General features: G+C 72.5%; 13 protein-coding genes. 8 read left to right on the top strand and 5 right to left on the bottom strand.

Annotation, left to right across the window (positions count from 1 at the left end):
• A partial coding sequence (locus VQ03_RS26095; RefSeq protein ID WP_048453834.1) for a sigma 54-interacting transcriptional regulator occupies positions 1–677 on the top strand: 677 nt, incomplete at its 5' end.
• A 414-nt stretch (positions 678–1,091) separates the two neighbouring features.
• Positions 1,092–2,900 (top strand): flavin-containing monooxygenase, encoded by a 1,809-nt coding sequence (locus VQ03_RS26090; protein WP_048453837.1) that lies wholly within the window; start codon positions 1,092–1,094, stop codon positions 2,898–2,900.
• Positions 2,901–3,024: 124 nt separating this feature from the next.
• Here the strand turns inward: VQ03_RS26090 and VQ03_RS26085 are convergent, their stop codons facing one another.
• On the bottom strand, positions 3,025–3,720 hold the full coding sequence (locus tag VQ03_RS26085; RefSeq protein ID WP_048453833.1) for a L,D-transpeptidase: 696 nt from the start codon (positions 3,718–3,720) through the stop codon (positions 3,025–3,027).
• 198 nt (positions 3,721–3,918) lie between these two features.
• On the opposite strand from VQ03_RS26085, the gene VQ03_RS26080 reads away from it, so the two are divergent.
• Positions 3,919–4,422: a DUF427 domain-containing protein gene (locus VQ03_RS26080; protein ID WP_048453832.1), complete on the top strand. Its 504-nt coding sequence runs from the start codon at positions 3,919–3,921 to the stop codon at positions 4,420–4,422.
• Positions 4,423–4,493: 71 nt separating this feature from the next.
• Here VQ03_RS26080 and VQ03_RS26075 read toward each other — a convergent pair whose 3' ends face one another.
• Positions 4,494–4,955: a RidA family protein gene (locus VQ03_RS26075; RefSeq protein WP_048453831.1), complete on the bottom strand. Its 462-nt coding sequence runs from the start codon at positions 4,953–4,955 to the stop codon at positions 4,494–4,496.
• Between the two features lie 169 nt (positions 4,956–5,124).
• Here VQ03_RS26075 and VQ03_RS26070 point away from each other — a divergent pair, with 169 nt between their 5' ends.
• From VQ03_RS26070 to VQ03_RS26055, 4 genes are all read left to right on the top strand, one after another.
• Complete coding sequence (locus VQ03_RS26070; RefSeq protein ID WP_048453830.1) at positions 5,125–6,057, top strand: LysR substrate-binding domain-containing protein; 933 nt, start codon at positions 5,125–5,127, stop codon at positions 6,055–6,057.
• A gap of 153 nt (positions 6,058–6,210) precedes the next feature.
• Complete coding sequence (locus VQ03_RS26065; protein WP_053078738.1) at positions 6,211–7,383, top strand: CaiB/BaiF CoA transferase family protein; 1,173 nt, start codon at positions 6,211–6,213, stop codon at positions 7,381–7,383.
• Complete coding sequence (locus VQ03_RS26060; RefSeq protein WP_048453828.1) at positions 7,380–8,237, top strand: HpcH/HpaI aldolase/citrate lyase family protein; 858 nt, start codon at positions 7,380–7,382, stop codon at positions 8,235–8,237. Before VQ03_RS26065 ends, VQ03_RS26060 begins: the two co-directional genes overlap by 4 nt.
• Positions 8,238–8,249: 12 nt before the next feature.
• On the top strand, positions 8,250–9,359 hold the full coding sequence (locus VQ03_RS26055; protein WP_208605559.1) for a zinc-binding dehydrogenase: 1,110 nt from the start codon (positions 8,250–8,252) through the stop codon (positions 9,357–9,359).
• A gap of 143 nt (positions 9,360–9,502) precedes the next feature.
• Here the strand turns inward: VQ03_RS26055 and VQ03_RS26050 are convergent, their stop codons facing one another.
• The 3 genes from VQ03_RS26050 to VQ03_RS26040 form a co-directional block, all read right to left on the bottom strand.
• Positions 9,503–11,749, bottom strand: a complete 2,247-nt coding sequence (locus tag VQ03_RS26050; RefSeq protein WP_425350099.1) for a xanthine dehydrogenase family protein molybdopterin-binding subunit — start codon at positions 11,747–11,749, stop codon at positions 9,503–9,505.
• Between the two features lie 8 nt (positions 11,750–11,757).
• The gene (locus VQ03_RS26045) at positions 11,758–12,204 is read right to left on the bottom strand and encodes a (2Fe-2S)-binding protein (RefSeq protein WP_048453826.1); all 447 of its coding nucleotides are present in this window, start codon (positions 12,202–12,204) and stop codon (positions 11,758–11,760) included.
• A 298-nt stretch (positions 12,205–12,502) separates the two neighbouring features.
• Complete coding sequence (locus VQ03_RS26040) at positions 12,503–13,459, bottom strand: GlxA family transcriptional regulator (protein ID WP_048453835.1); 957 nt, start codon at positions 13,457–13,459, stop codon at positions 12,503–12,505.
• Positions 13,460–13,767: 308 nt separating this feature from the next.
• Here VQ03_RS26040 and VQ03_RS26035 point away from each other — a divergent pair, with 308 nt between their 5' ends.
• Complete coding sequence (locus tag VQ03_RS26035) at positions 13,768–14,289, top strand: DUF992 domain-containing protein (RefSeq protein ID WP_048453825.1); 522 nt, start codon at positions 13,768–13,770, stop codon at positions 14,287–14,289.
• The last annotated feature ends 92 nt before the right edge of the window (positions 14,290–14,381 follow it).

The raw sequence follows: 14,381 nt of genomic DNA, 5'->3' as shown, positions 1-14,381 counted from the left end.
TCACGGGCGCGGCGGCCAGGGGCAAGACCGGCCTGGTGCAGCAGGCCGATGGCGGCACGCTGTTCCTCGACGAGATCGGCGACATGCCGCTCGCCGCGCAGACGCGGCTCCTGCGGGTTCTGGCCGAGCGCGAGGTGACGGCGCTCGGCGCGACGATGCCGCAGGCGGTCGACATCCGGGTGATCGCGGCGACGCATCGCGACCTCGCCGCTCTGGTGCGCGAGGGCCGCTTCCGCGACGACCTCCTGTACCGCCTGGCCGGCGCCCGCTTCGTCCTGCCCCCGTTGCGCGAGCGCGCCGACCTGCCCGCCCTGATCGAGCGGCTGCTGGCGGGACGGCCCGGCTCCCCTCGCCTCACCAGGGAGGCCGCGGCCGCGCTCGCCCGTCACACATGGCCCGGCAACGTGCGCGAGCTGGTCGGCGCGCTCGATTACGCCTGCGCCCTCGCCGAGGGGCCGGAGATCGGCGTATCCGACCTGCCGCCCACGGTGCCGGCTGGCCGTAGGGAGGCCGCGCCGCCCGCGGCGCCCCCGGTCGGCGACGACCCGCTCGAAGCGGCCCTGCGGCGGCGCGCCTGGAACGTGTCGGCGGTCGCGCGCGACCTCGGGCTCGACCGCTCCACCGTGCACCGGCGCATGCGCCGCCTCGGCCTCGTCTCGCCCAACCACGCGGGTTGAGGGCACCGGCCCCACCTGTTGCAGGAGTGCTGTGGCGCCACAGGTGAGGCGCGCCGGGTGTGGCGCCGGGTCGATGCCGCCCTCGAGCGCTGTTCATGCGCCCTCACTGTTGCGGCTAGTCGATCGCAGCCGGCGTCCAGACTTGACGATCCATCATCCACGACATCATCCCGATCTTCGCGTGCAACGAGCCTCGCCGGAGGGTTTTCGACATCGCACAAACTTCTGGACCCGTCCTTCGCAGGTCCGCGATCTTCGGTCGCTCCACGCTTCGGGACGATGCCCCGAACGGTCGGAGCATTCGGCAGGCTCAGGCAGGTCGTGGAAGAAGCCCCCGTTTCCGCTCGACCGTGTCCTGGCACACCCTTTGCGCAACCTTCCGCACAACAACAGGAGGAACGCCGTATGGACGCCATGGCTCGCAATGTGGAGCGCCTGTCGCCCGCCGACACGCGGGTGATCGCCTGGCTCGACCGCCTCGACGCCGCCTTGAGGGCCCGCGACGCCGCCGGCGCGGCGGAGCTGTTCGCCGAGACCTGCTTCTGGCGCGACCTCGTCGCCTTCACCTGGAACATCACCACGCTGGAGGGGCGCGGCGCCATCCGCGACATGCTGCAGGCGCAGCTCGGGGCGGTGTCGCCCGGGAGCTTCACGCTGGAGGAGCCGGCGAGCGAGACGGACGGCGTCACCGAGGCCTGGATCGGCTTCGAGACGGCGGCGGCGCGTGGGCGCGGCTACCTGCGCCTCAAGGGTGACGAGGCCTGGACGCTGCTCACCGCGGCGCGCGAGCTGAAGGGCTTCGAGGAGCCGGGCGGGCCCCGCCGCGAGCGGGGCGTGCATCACGGCGTCGAGCCCGGGCGGCGCTCCTGGTCGGAAAGGCGGCGCGACGAGGAGGCCGAGCTCGGCCGCACCCGCCAGCCCTACGTGCTGGTGGTCGGCGGCGGCCAGGGCGGCATCGCGCTCGGCGCCCGGCTGAAGCGCCTCGGCGTGCCGGCCCTGGTCGTCGACAAGCACGACCGGCCGGGCGACCAGTGGCGCAAGCGCTACAAGTCGCTGCACCTGCACGACCCGGTCTGGTACGACCACCTGCCCTACCTGCCCTTCCCCGATCACTGGCCCGTCTTCGCCGCCAAGGACAAGATCGGCGACTGGCTGGAGATGTACACGAAGGTCATGGAGCTGAATTACTGGTCGAAGACCGAGGTGCAGGCGGCGCGCTACGACGAGGCGGCCGGGGAATGGGTGGTCGACCTCACCCGCGACGGCGAGCGGCTGACGCTCCGGCCGAAGCAGCTGGTGCTGGCCACCGGCATGTCGGGCGTGCCGAACCTGCCGACCTATCCCGGCATGGAGCGCTTCAAGGGCGAGAGCCACCATTCCAGCCGGCATCCGGGGGGAGAGGCCTATCGCGGCAAGCGGGCGGTGGTGATCGGCTCCAACAACTCGGCCCACGACATCTGCGCCGATTTCTACGAGAACGGCGCCGACGTCACCATGGTGCAGCGCTCCTCGACCCACATCGTCAAGTCCGACACGCTGATGGAACTGGCGCTCGGCGGCCTCTACTCGGAGGAGGCGCTCGCGAAGGGCATCACCACCGACAAGGCGGACATGCTCTTCGCCTCCGTGCCCTACCGCATCATGCACGCGTTCCACGTGCCGGTCTACGAACAGGCGAAGACGCGCGACGCCGACTTCTACGCGCGGTTGGAGAAGGCCGGATTCAAGCTCGATTTCGGCGATGACGGCTCGGGCCTGTTCATGAAGTACCTGCGGCGCGGCTCCGGCTACTACATCGATGTCGGCGCCTCCGACCTGATCGCCGACGGCAAGATCAAGCTGGCTCAGGGCCGGGTGACGGAGATCGCCGAGGACGCGGTGGTGCTGGAGGACGGCACGCGCCTGCCCGCCGACGTGATCGTCTATGCCACCGGCTACGGCTCGATGAACGGCTGGGCGGCCAGGCTCATCAGCCAGGAGGTCGCCGACCGGGTCGGCAAGTGCTGGGGCCTCGGCTCGGACACCACCAAGGATCCCGGTCCCTGGGAGGGCGAGCTGCGCAACATGTGGAAGCCGACCCGGCAGGACGCCCTGTGGTTCCACGGCGGCAACCTGCACCAGTCGCGCCACTACTCGCTCTACCTCGCCCTGCAGCTCAAGGCCCGGATGGAGGGCCTGCCGACGCCGGTCTACGCGCTCGCCGAGACGCACCACGCGGCCTGACGCGGGGACGGTCCGGCCCGGTGCCCGTGCCGGACCGTCCGGGCATGCCCCCGGTGATGCCGCCGCGCCTTCGGCACCGCCTGCGCCGGCGGCGCTCCCCGCCGCCGGAGCGACGATCGCGCCGTCAGGCCGGCAGGACGACGACCTTCGTCTTCACCGGCGTGCGCGCGTAGAGATGGATCATGTCCTGGCTCAGCAGGCCGACGCAGCCGCTGGTGATGCCCGAGCCGATCGATTCGGGGTCGCTGCTGGCGTAGATCGTGTAGAGCGTATAGGCGCCGTTCTGGTACAGATGGAGCGTGCGGGCGCCGAGCGGGTTGTCGAGGCCGCCCGGCATGCCGCGGGCGTATTTGGCGGCTTCCGGCTGGCGCTTGATCATCTCCCTGGGCGGTGTCCAGGTCGCCCATTCGCTCTTGCGCCCGACATAGGCGTCGCCGCTCCACCGGAACCCGTCGCGGCCGACATTGGCGCCGTAGCGGGTCGCGGTGCCGCCCTCCTCGATGCGATAGACGTAGTAGTTGGCCGGATCGACGATGATCGTGCCGGGCGCCTCCTTGGAGGCGTACTGGACGGTCCGGCGATAGTATTTCGGATTGACCTTGCTGACGTCGACCGCCGGGATCGGGAATTTTTCCGTCGGCACCGGTCCGTAGAGGGCCGAGGCCTCGGCGAGGCTCATGCCGTCGGTGGTCTTGCAGCCGGCGAGCCCGAGGCCGCCGAGGCTCGCGGCGCCGAGCAGGAACGACCGGCGGTGAAGAAGCCCCGGCGCGCCGCCGCCCTGTCTCTCGCCGGTCCCGGCGGTCGCAGTTCCGAAGATCATGATGCTGGACTTCCCATCTCTGCGGGACGTCCCATGTCCCGTTGTCCGACGAAGAACCACCCCGATATTCACGCGCCGGACGGTGTCGGCCGGGCGGAGACTGCCGTCATACGGCTCAGCTGGCAAGCTCGGCACGTCGCCGCGGCCCGGTCCCGCAGCCCGGCCGCCGCGTTGCGGCGGCGCGGCAGGAGAGCGACGATGCAGCACGGACACCCCGATCCGCACCCGGCCGGTCCCGGTCAGGAGAGCGTCTGGGACTATCCCCGCCCGCCGCGCCTCGAGCCGGTGCCCGAGCGCCTGCGCGTCGTCTTCGACGGCCTCACCATCGCCGAGACGGTGCGGGGCTGGCGGGTCCTGGAGACGTCCCATCCGCCGACCTACTACCTGCCGCCCGGCGACATCCTGCCCGGCGCGCTCGCCCCGGCCGGCGGCGGCAGCCTGTGCGAGTGGAAGGGCCGCGCCGTGTATTTCGACGTCGTCGGGCCGCACCGCCGGGCTCCGCGTGCGGCCTGGGCCTATCCGCGGCCGGAGGCGGCCTTCGCCGCCCTCGCCGGTCACGTCGCGTTCTATGCCGGCCCGATGGAGGCGTGCTTCGTCGGCGAGGAGCGCGTCACGCCCCAGCCCGGCGGCTTCTACGGCGGATGGATCACCCGCCGCATCGTCGGCCCGTTCAAGGGCGAGCCCGGCACGATGGGCTGGTGAGCGCGGCGATCACCTCGGACGGTTCCCGGCCCTGCCCCTCGGCGACGCCGGCGAGGCCGCCGGGCACCGCGTCACGGTGCGATCTGGAGGATCGCCTCGACCTCGACCGTCATGGCGTTGGGCAGCGAGCCCATGCCGACCGCCGAGCGGGCATGGCGGCCGGCCTCGCCGAGCACGTTCACCAGGAGGTCCGAGCAGCCGTTGATGACCTTCGGGTGGTCGGCGAAATCGGGCTCGGCGTTGACCATGCCGAGGAGCTTCACAACGGCCTTGATCCGCGACAGGTCGCCGAGAGCCGCCTTGGCGACGGCGAGGAGCTGCAGGCCCGCGAGCTGGGCATCGGCGTAGCCCTCCTCGATCGTGGCGTCGCGGCCGAGCCGGCCGGGGCGATAGGTGCCGTCCGGCCGCTTCGGGCCCTGGCCCGAGAGGTAGAGCAGGTCGCCGACGATGCGGAACGGCACGTAGTTGGCCACCGGCACCGGCACCTGGGGAAGCGTCAGGCCGAGTTCGGCGAGCTTCTGTTCGGGGGTCATGCGTGGTCCTTCTCGAGCATCGTCCGACGAAACGGGCTCCGGTTCGTCGCAGAAAATGGGCCGGAATCAAAGATCCGGGGCCGCGCGGGAACGAGTCGCCCGGATTCCGGATGAGGTATTCCCGCACCCGGCCGACCGGCCCACCTGAGAAACCGAGCGGATCCCCGCCATGTCCACCCCCACCCTGAAGCAGATCCGCTTCTTCGTCGCCGCGGTGGATTGGGGCAGCCTGTCCCGGGCGGCGGCCCATCTCAACGTGGCGCAGCCGGCCCTGAGCCAGCAGATCGCGCAGCTCGAAGCCACCCTGCGCAACGAGCTCCTCACCCGGACCGCCCGGGGCGTGCGGCCGACCGAGGCGGGGCAGCGCTTCTACCGCCACGCCCGCACGATCCTGCGGCAGGTGGACGGGGCGGTGGCCGACCTCACCGGGCCGGGCCCGGTCATCGGGCGGGTGGCGATCGGCCTGCCGACGAGCGTCGCCACCATCCTGGCCCATCCGCTGCTGAGCACGATCCTGCGCGATTACCCGGGCATCCGGCCGGAGCTGTTCGAGAGCCTGTCGGGCTACCTGCACGAGCTGATCGCGCAACGCCGGCTCGAACTCGCGATCCTCTACCGCGACCGTTCCGCCCCCGGGCTCACCGTGCAGCCGATCCTGCGCGAGGAGCTGTTCCTCGTGACCAGGGCGGGCGCGGCCACCCCCGCCGCCATCACCATGCGGGAGGTGGCGGAGCTGCCGCTGGTGATGCCGAGCCCGACCCACACCCTGCGCACCATGGTGGAGGCGGCCTTCGCCCGCGAGGGCCTGTCCCTCACGGTGGTCGCCGACGTCGACAGCCTGCCGACCATGCGCCGGATCGCGGCCTCGGGCCTCGCCGCCGCCATCCTGCCGATCTCAGGGCTTTCGGGGCTCGACGAGGCCCAGCGCCCGGCGATGATCCGCATCGTCGAGCCGACCATCACCCGGCCCCTCGGCCTGTGCTACGCCGCCGACCAGCCGCTCGCCGGTCCCGCCGCCCTGGTGGCGGACCTGATGGTCGCGGAGATGCGCCGCCTGGTCGAGAGCGGCGCCTGGGGCAACGCGGTCCTGGCCGAACCGTGAGCCATAGGTTTTCCCGATAGCCACCCCGGAAAATCCGTCTCGATCGCGGCCGCTCCCTCGGACAGGATACCCCCAGGCAAGACAGGCCGGGGAGGCAGGGATGGCCCGCAGGATGCGCCGGTGGCGCGATGCCGCTCTCGAGCGGGGCCGGCGGTGAGCGCCGCGAGCGCGGCCGACGGGCCGCTGTCCGGGATCCGGGTGCTCGACCTCTCGCGCCTCGTCGCCGGCAACATGCTGAGCCTGCAGCTCGCCGATTTCGGCGCCGACGTGATCAAGCTCGAGCCCGACCGGGGCGACCCGCTCCGGCACTGGCAGGAGAACGGCATCCCGGCCTGGTGGAAGGTCTATGGCCGCAACAAGCGCTCGATCCGGCTCGACCTGCGCGAGCCCGAGGGCAAGGCCGCCTTGCGCCGGCTGGTGCCGACCGCCCAGGTGCTGATCGAGGGGTTCCGGCCCGGCGTGATGGAGGCGGCGGGCTTCTCCCCCGAGGTTCTGCTCGGGCTCAACCCGAAGCTGGTCATCGTCCGGGTCAGCGGATTCGGGCAGACCGGCCCTTACGCCCAGCGCCCGGGCTTCGGATCGCTGATCGAGGCGATGAGCGGATTCGCCGCCAAGAACGGATTTTCGGACAAGCCGCCGGCCCTGCCGAACCTCGCGCTCGCCGACATGGTGGCGGGCCTGTCGGGCGCCTTCGCCACGCTGGCGGCCCTGCGGGTGGCGGAAGGCCCGGAGGGCGCCGGGCAAGTGGTCGACCTGTCGCTGCTGGAGCCGCTGCACGCGACCCTCGGGCCCGACGCCGCGATCCACCGGCTCACCGGCCGCGTGCCCTCGCGCATCGGCAACCGCGTCAGCATCACCGCGCCGCGCAACGTCTACCGCACCCGGGACGGGGAGTGGCTGGCGCTCTCGGCCTCGACGCAAGGCATGGCCGCCCGGCTGTTCTCCGCCATCGGCCGGCCCGAGATGATCGCCGACCCGCGCTTCTCCACCAACGCCGCCCGGCTCGACCACGTCGAGGAGGTCGACGCGATCGTCGGCGGCTTCATCGCCGGGCGCGACCTCGCCGACAACCTCGCGTATTTCGAGGCGGCGGAAGTCACGGTCGGCCCGGTCTACGACCCGGCGGGCTTCGCGGAGGATCCGCACGTGAAGGGCCGCGGCGTCCTCGTCGAGGTCGAGGATCCGGAGCACGGCCCGGTGCCGATGCACGCGCCCTTCCCGCGGCTGTCGCGCACCCCCGGACGGATCCGGCGCCTCGCCCCCGCGCTCGGGCAGGACGAGGCCGAGATCGCCGCCGAACTCACGAAGACGGACGACGCGAGATGAGGCTGCGCTCCCTGCTCTTCGCCCCGGCCGACGCGCCCCGCAAGGTCGAGAAGGCGCTTCGATCGGGCGCCGACGGCGTCATCCTCGACCTCGAGGACAGCGTCGCGCCCGCCGCCAAGGACCATGCGCGGGAGGAGGCCGCGGCGGCGCTCCGCGCCCGGCCGGGCGACCTCATCGTGCGGATCAACCCGCGCGGCACGGCCTGGTACCTCCACGACCTCGCCGCCATCGTCCCGGCGCGGCCCGCCGCGATCCTGCTGCCGAAATGCACGGGGCCCGCCGACCTCATGATGCTGTCGGGCCAGATCGACGTGCTGGAGGCGGCCGGCGGGCTGCCGGCGGGATCGGTCGGGGTGCTGCTGCTCGCCACAGAGACTGCGGAGTCCTTGAGAAACATGGACTATGCCGGCGTGTCGCCGCGCCTGCGCGCCCTCTGCTTCGGGGCCGAGGACCTGTCGGCCGATCTCGGCATCGGCCCGCGCCGGCCCGACGGCCGCCTCGCCGCGCCGGTGGCCGCCGCCCGCGACCGGCTGCTGATCGCGGCGGCCGCGGCCGGAATCGCCGCGGTCGACACCCCCTTCCCCGATCCGCGCGACCCCGCCGGCCTTCAAGGAGAGACCGCGGCGGCGGCCGCGGACGGCTTCTCCGGCAAGCTCTGCATCCATCCGGGCCAGCTGGAGACGGTGACGGCCGCCTTCACCCCGCAGCCCGAGCGCGTCGCCTGGGCACGGGAGGTGGTGCGGGTGCTCGACGGGAGCGGAGCGGGGGTCGCGGTCCTCGACGGGCGGATGATCGACATCGCCCACCTGAAGCTCGCGCGCCGCGTGCTCGCGATGGCCCCGGATGCGGCCTGAGGAGCCCGAACCATGATGCGATTTCCGCAAGTCAGCCGCGCCGCCGTGGTGCGGGCGTTCAAGGCCCCGGTCTGCATCGAGGAGGTGCCGGTCCCGCAGGAGCTGGAGCCCGGCACGATCCTGACGAAGATCGAGACCTGCTCGATCTGCGGCACCGACGTCCATCTCTGGCAGGGCTCGCTCGCCCTCAAGGTCGACCTGCCGGTGATCATCGGCCACGAGATGGTCGGCCGGATCGTCGCCATGGGGGCCGGGACGGAGCGGGACTCGGTCGGCCAGCCCCTGCGCGTCGGCGACCGCATCACCTGGACCCACACCGCCTGCGGCCGCTGCTACTTCTGCACGGTCGCCCGCGAGCCGACCCTGTGCCAGTACAGCCGCAAGTACATGTACGAGCGGATGGATGTCGCGCCCTACCTGCTCGGCGGCTTCTCCGAATACGGCTACGTCCTGCCCGATTCCGGACGGGTGAAGGTGCCCGATTCCGTGCCCAACGACCTCGCCAGCATGGCGAGCTGCGCCTTCCGCTCGGTGATGAACGCCTTCGACGTCCTCGGGCGCATCGATCCGACCGACACGGTGGTGGTCCAGGGGGCGGGCCCCCTCGGCTTGCTGGCGACCGCCGTCGCCAAGGTCTCGGGGGCGCGCCGGGTCGTCACCCTCGGCGCGCCGGAGCCCCGGCTGGCGCTCGCCCGGGAGTTCGGCGCCGACGAGGTGATCTCGATCGAGACGACGAGCCACGCCGAGCGCCTGGACCGGGTCCGGGCGCTGACCGACGGGCGCGGCGCCGACGTGGTGATGGAGTTCACCGGCCACCCGGCCGCCTTCGGCGAGGGCCTCGACCTCGCCCGCCGCGGCGCTGCCTACGTGGTGGTCGGCCAGCTCGGCCAGGGCACCACGACGATCGCGCCCTCGACCATCGTGGCGAAGAACCTGCGTGTGCTCGGCTCGTTCTCCGGCCAGGCCAAGGCCTACTGGAAGGCGCTGCAATTCGTGGCGAACCACCAGCACGAGGTGCCGTTCCACAAGATGGTGACCAATCGCTACACCCTCGACGAGGTCGATACGGCGCTGACCCGGATGAAGAACTTCGAGGAGATCAAGCCGATCATCGCCTTGTGACGCGAGGCCCGTGAGATGGTCCCTCAGCGGCCGCCGGCAGGGCGGAGGGCATCGCGCGGACGAGCGCGATGCCAGGATCGCCGCGAGGCCGACGAGGAGGCTCGCCCGTCGCCCCACGGTCGGGCGACGGGGTCGTCCCCCGGTCAGGCTCCGGCGAGCCTGGTGTTGGCGATCGGCAGCGTCCGCACCCGTTGCCCCGTCAGCGCGGCGACGGCGTTGAGGATCGCCGGCGGCACGCCCGGCAGGCCCGGCTCGCCGACGCCGCCCATCGGGGCGCCGCTCTCGACGATCCGGACATGGACCGCCGGCATGTGCTCGCGGCGCAGGATCGGATAGGTGTCGAAGTTCTGCGACTGGCGCACGCCGTCGCGGTAGACGACCTGCTCGAACAGCACCGAGGAGGTGCCGAGCGCCGCCGCCGACTCGACCTGCGCCTTCACGATCGCCGGGTTGACGACCGAGCCCGGATCGAAGGCGATCCAGAGGTTGTGCACCCGGGCCTCGCCCTCTGCCACCGAGACTTCGGCGATGGTCGCGGTCTCCGAGCCGAAGGGCGAGGCCAGGGCCACGCCCCGGGCCCGTTTTCCGCCCTCGGCCTCGTAGGGGCCGCGCTTCCAGCCGCCGGCCAGGTCGGCGACCTCGCGCAGCAGGCGCAGGTGGCGCGGCTTGTCCTTCAGCAGCGCCACGCGGAGGTCGAACGGGTCGTGCCCGCCGGCCTGCGCCACCTCGTCGAGGAAGCTCTCGTAGAAGGCGTCGTTCATCGAGTGCCCGACCGAGCGCCAGAACGCGATGGTCACCGGATGCGCGACCTTGGTGAAGGTCATGCGCCGGTTCGGGATCGCATAGGGCTTCTCGACGATCCCCTCGACTGCGGACGGGTCGACGGGCGTCTTCATCAGGACGCCGAAATAGCGGCCGATCGGCCCCTCCCCCACCGTGCGCGCCTCGATCGCCGTCGGATGCCCCGCCGCGTCGAGGGCGGCGCGGAAGCGGCTGAAGCTCAACGGCCGCAGCCCGTCCCGGGCGAATTCCTCCTCGCGCGACCACAGCACCTTCACCGGCCGGCCGGTCGCCTTCGCGAGCAGGATCGCCTGCGGAAACGGATTGCCGTTCTCGTAGATGAAGTGCCGGCCGAAGAAGCCGCCGAGCATCGGCGAGTGGAGGCGGACCTTGTCCGGCTCCACGCCCGCGACCTTCGCCGACACGGCCTGGAACAGCTCCGGCATCTGGTTGGGCAGCCAGACGTCGAGCGTCCCGTCGCCGTTGACGCGCGCGATCGCCGAGGGCGGCTCGAGCTGCGCATGCGCGAGATAGGGCGCCGCGTATTCCGCCTCGATCACCTTGGCGGCGCCCGCGAAGGCGGCGCCCGCATCGCCTTCCGCCTCGGCGACGTGGCCGGCTTCCGCCGAGGCCTTGAGCGCCGCGAGCAGGCCGTCCGAGGAGAAATCGGCCGCGACCGTGTCGAGTCCGGTGGGCTTCGGCCGGCTCCAGCGCACCGACAGCGCCTCGACGGCCTTGCGCGCCCGCCACCAGCTGTCGGCCGCCACCGCCACGGCGCCGGGCAGGCGGTGGACCGAGTGCACGCCGGGCATCGCCCGGACCGTGGCCTCGTTGTCGATCCCGACCGGCTCGGTGCCGGGATGCGGTGCATGCGCCACCGCCGCGTAGAGCATCCCCTCGACCGCTTGGTCGATGGCGTAGACGGCCCGGCCCGTCGACTTGTCGCGCACGTCGATCCGGGCGACCGGCCGGCCGATGTAGCGGAAGGTCTCAGGCGGGCGCAGGGACGCGGCCTCGTTCGGCTTGAGCGCCATCGCGTCGGTGGCGAGCGCCCCGTAGGCGAGCGAGCGGCCGGAGGCCGCGTGGATCACGGTGCCGTCCCGGGTGGTGAGCTCGGCTTCCCGCACCTTGAGCCGCGCCGCGGCGGCGCGCAGCAGCATGTCGCGGGCGGTCGCGCCGAGCTGACGCATCAGCGCGTAGCTGGAGCGCGTCGAGAAGCTGCCGCCGGTCATGCGGATGCCGTTGACCACCGCGTAGTCCGGGCCGGGCGGGGCGCACTCGACCAGGAACCGTGCCGGATCGACGTCGAGTTCCTCGCCGACGATCTGGGCCATGCCGGTGGCGATGCCCTGCCCACCCTCGACGAAGGGCGAGAGGAAGCGCACCGTCCCGTCCGGGCGGATCTCCAGGAAGGCCGGGACGCGGGTGCCGGGTTTCGGCGCGATGGCGCCGGCCCCTTCCGCAGGGCCCTGCGCCTCGGCCCGCACGGCCCGGCCGGGCAGCGCGACGCCGAGCACCAGGGCGCCGGCGGCGGAACCGAGGAGCCGGCGGCGCGAGAGGGTCGGGGCGCCGACGGGCGCGGCGGGGTGATGCGGCATCGGATCCATCACCGGCCTCCTCACGCCGCGGCCCGCCGCACGGCGGCGGCGATGGCATTGTAGGTGCCGCAGCGGCACAGGTTGGTCATCGCGCTCGCGATGTCGTCGTCGCTCGGCTTCGGGGTGGAGCGCAGGAGGGCGGTCGCGGCCATCACCTGGCCCGACTGGCAATAGCCGCATTGCGGCACCTGGGCGGCGACCCAGGCCTCGACCACCTTGCGCCCGGTCGCGTCGGCCTCGACCGCCTCGATCGTCTCGACCTTGGCCGATCCGACCGAATCCACCGTCACCTGGCAGGAGCGCATCGCCTGGCCGTCCATCAGCACCGTGCAGGCGCCGCATTGGGCGATGCCGCAGCCATACTTGGTGCCGGTCATCCCGAGGGTGTCGCGCAGGACCCAGAGCAGCGGGGTGTCGGGCTCGACGTCGACGCGGCGGGTGCGGCCGTTGATGGATAGATCGAACAAGGGGACCTCACGGGGTTGGCGCCGCGACGGACGACGGGCCGGATCGTGCCGTCACCACGAATTCCGCCTGTCCCATCGGCTCGCCTGGACCTTGCAGGGCCGAACGGAGCGCGGCTCTGGCATCGCCCTATGTTAGAGCCTTGGCAGTCCGAGGCAGCCGGGGAGCCGGACGTTAAAGCCACCTTTTCGGACATTCTGGCCGGCCGGCTCGCGGCCGCGACCCGGTGGATCGGCCCGAGGACCGATCCCAAGGACCCGACCCAAGGACCCGGCCCGGCGGCGCGGCCGTGCGGCCCCGTCACGGGACCGCGAGGGGGCCGGCGCCGTTGCGGATCCTGCGCGGCACCTCGCCATGGGCCCGCAGGAACGATCGGCGCATGCGCTCGCGGTTGGCAAATCCCGCCTCCTGCGCGACCTCCTCGATCGGCAGTCGGCTCTGCTCCAGCATCAGCCGGGCCGCCTCCAGGCGGAGCGTCTCGACCGCCTTGGCCGGGGAGGTGCCGGTCTCCGCCCGGAACAGCCGCGTGAACTGGCGCGGGCTGAGGCAGGCCACCGCCGCGAGCGCCTCCGTCGTCAGCGGCAGCCGGAGGTTGCGCCGCGCATAGGCCAGGACGGCCTGGATGCGGTCGGTGCGCGCGTCGAATTCGAGGAAGGCCGAGTGCTGCGCCTGGCCGCCGGCCCGGCGGCGTTCCATCACGAGGCCGCGGGCCACCTTGTGGGCGAGGTCCCGGCCGTGATCGCGCTCGATCATGGCGACCGCGAGATCGATGGCGGCCGACATGCCGGCGGAGGTCCAGAAGGGGCCGTCGACGACGTAGATCTTGTCGATGTCGAGGTGGCAGGCCGGGTAGCGCGCGCGGAATTGCGGCGCGAAATGCCAATGGGTCGTCGCGCGGCGCCCGTCGAGCAGGCCCGCATCGGCCAGGGTGAACGCGCCCAGGCACAGGCCGGCGACCCGCCGCGCCGCGCCGGCGGCGGCGCGCAGGCGGGCAGCGAAGTCGGGCGAGGTCTGCGGGATGGTGATCCCGGCCGCTACGAGCAGCGTGTCGAAGGGCGGCGAGTCCGCGAGCGGCTCGCTCGTCACCTCGACCCCGAGACCGGCCCGGATCGGGCCGCCGCGCTCGGACAGCACATGGACGTCGTAGGCCGCCTCCCCCGCGTAGCGATTCGCCACCATGAACGGCGAGGTGACGGCCAGCCCCATGAAGTCGAAGTCGGGGCAGATCACCAGCCCGACGCGGCGCGTCATCGTCATCAGGTTCGTCTCGTCGCTGGGCCGCAACATCGGTCCCGGCGCCTGCCGTGGCAAGAAGCATGGCCGGAAACGAGGCATTCCCGTCCGGTCGAGGCGGCCGCGGGGTGACGGGAGCGGGGCCGTGTCGCGGACGGGATTTGCCCCGAGGGACGAGCGGAGCATCCCTCCGTGCCCGGGCGGGCACGCAACAGTCGACGGCATATTCGTGAAACCGGGCCGGCGTAGTGAACGCCACGTTTCGACAGGACGAGAGCGGCGACGCGGGCCGCCGCGATCGGTCGAGCCAAGCACGAGCGGGATCCGGGTCCATGAACGCCATCGCCATCTCCTTCACGGCTGCCATCCTCGCGGGAGGCGCGGCCTATGCCCATGGCAGCCGGTCGGTCGCGCAGCAGCTTTCGGCCGGCCGCCTGACCTGCACCACGCGGCCGGAGGCGGGCCTCGTCTTCGGCCATACGCCGGTCGCCGATTGCACCTTCGTGTCGAGCCGCGGCGGCTTCCGGCAATCCTACGCCGCCCTGCTCTCCCCCCAGCGGCGCCCGCGCGACGCGTCCGTCCCGGAGACGATCCGCTGGGACGTCCTTACGCGGGACGGCGACAGCCGGCCGGGCATGATCGGCGGCACCTTCACCGCGTCGGCGGACCGGCCCGGGATCAGCGTGGCGGCGGGAGAGGTGGCGGCGGGAGGGATGGCGGCGGGAGGGATGGTGGCACTTGGCGTGCCCGTCACCCTGAAGCTCGTCGGCCATTCGGGCCAGCGGATCGCCAGCTTCGCGCTCGCCACCCCGCGCGTCGCCTTCGCGGCCGCGACCGACACGCTGGTCCGGTGAGTGCCGGCGCACCCGGGCGAGGCCCGCGGGTGCCCGGCGGCCCCCTGTCGGCGCAGGCCCGTCGTGAATGAAGGCAGGGGCCGCCCGGCCTC

This window comes from Methylobacterium tarhaniae (genome assembly GCF_001043955.1).
GTDB lineage: Bacteria > Pseudomonadota > Alphaproteobacteria > Rhizobiales > Beijerinckiaceae > Methylobacterium > Methylobacterium tarhaniae.
Note: the sequence above shows the minus strand (reverse complement) of the source record. Positions and strands in the feature narration are given on the sequence as shown.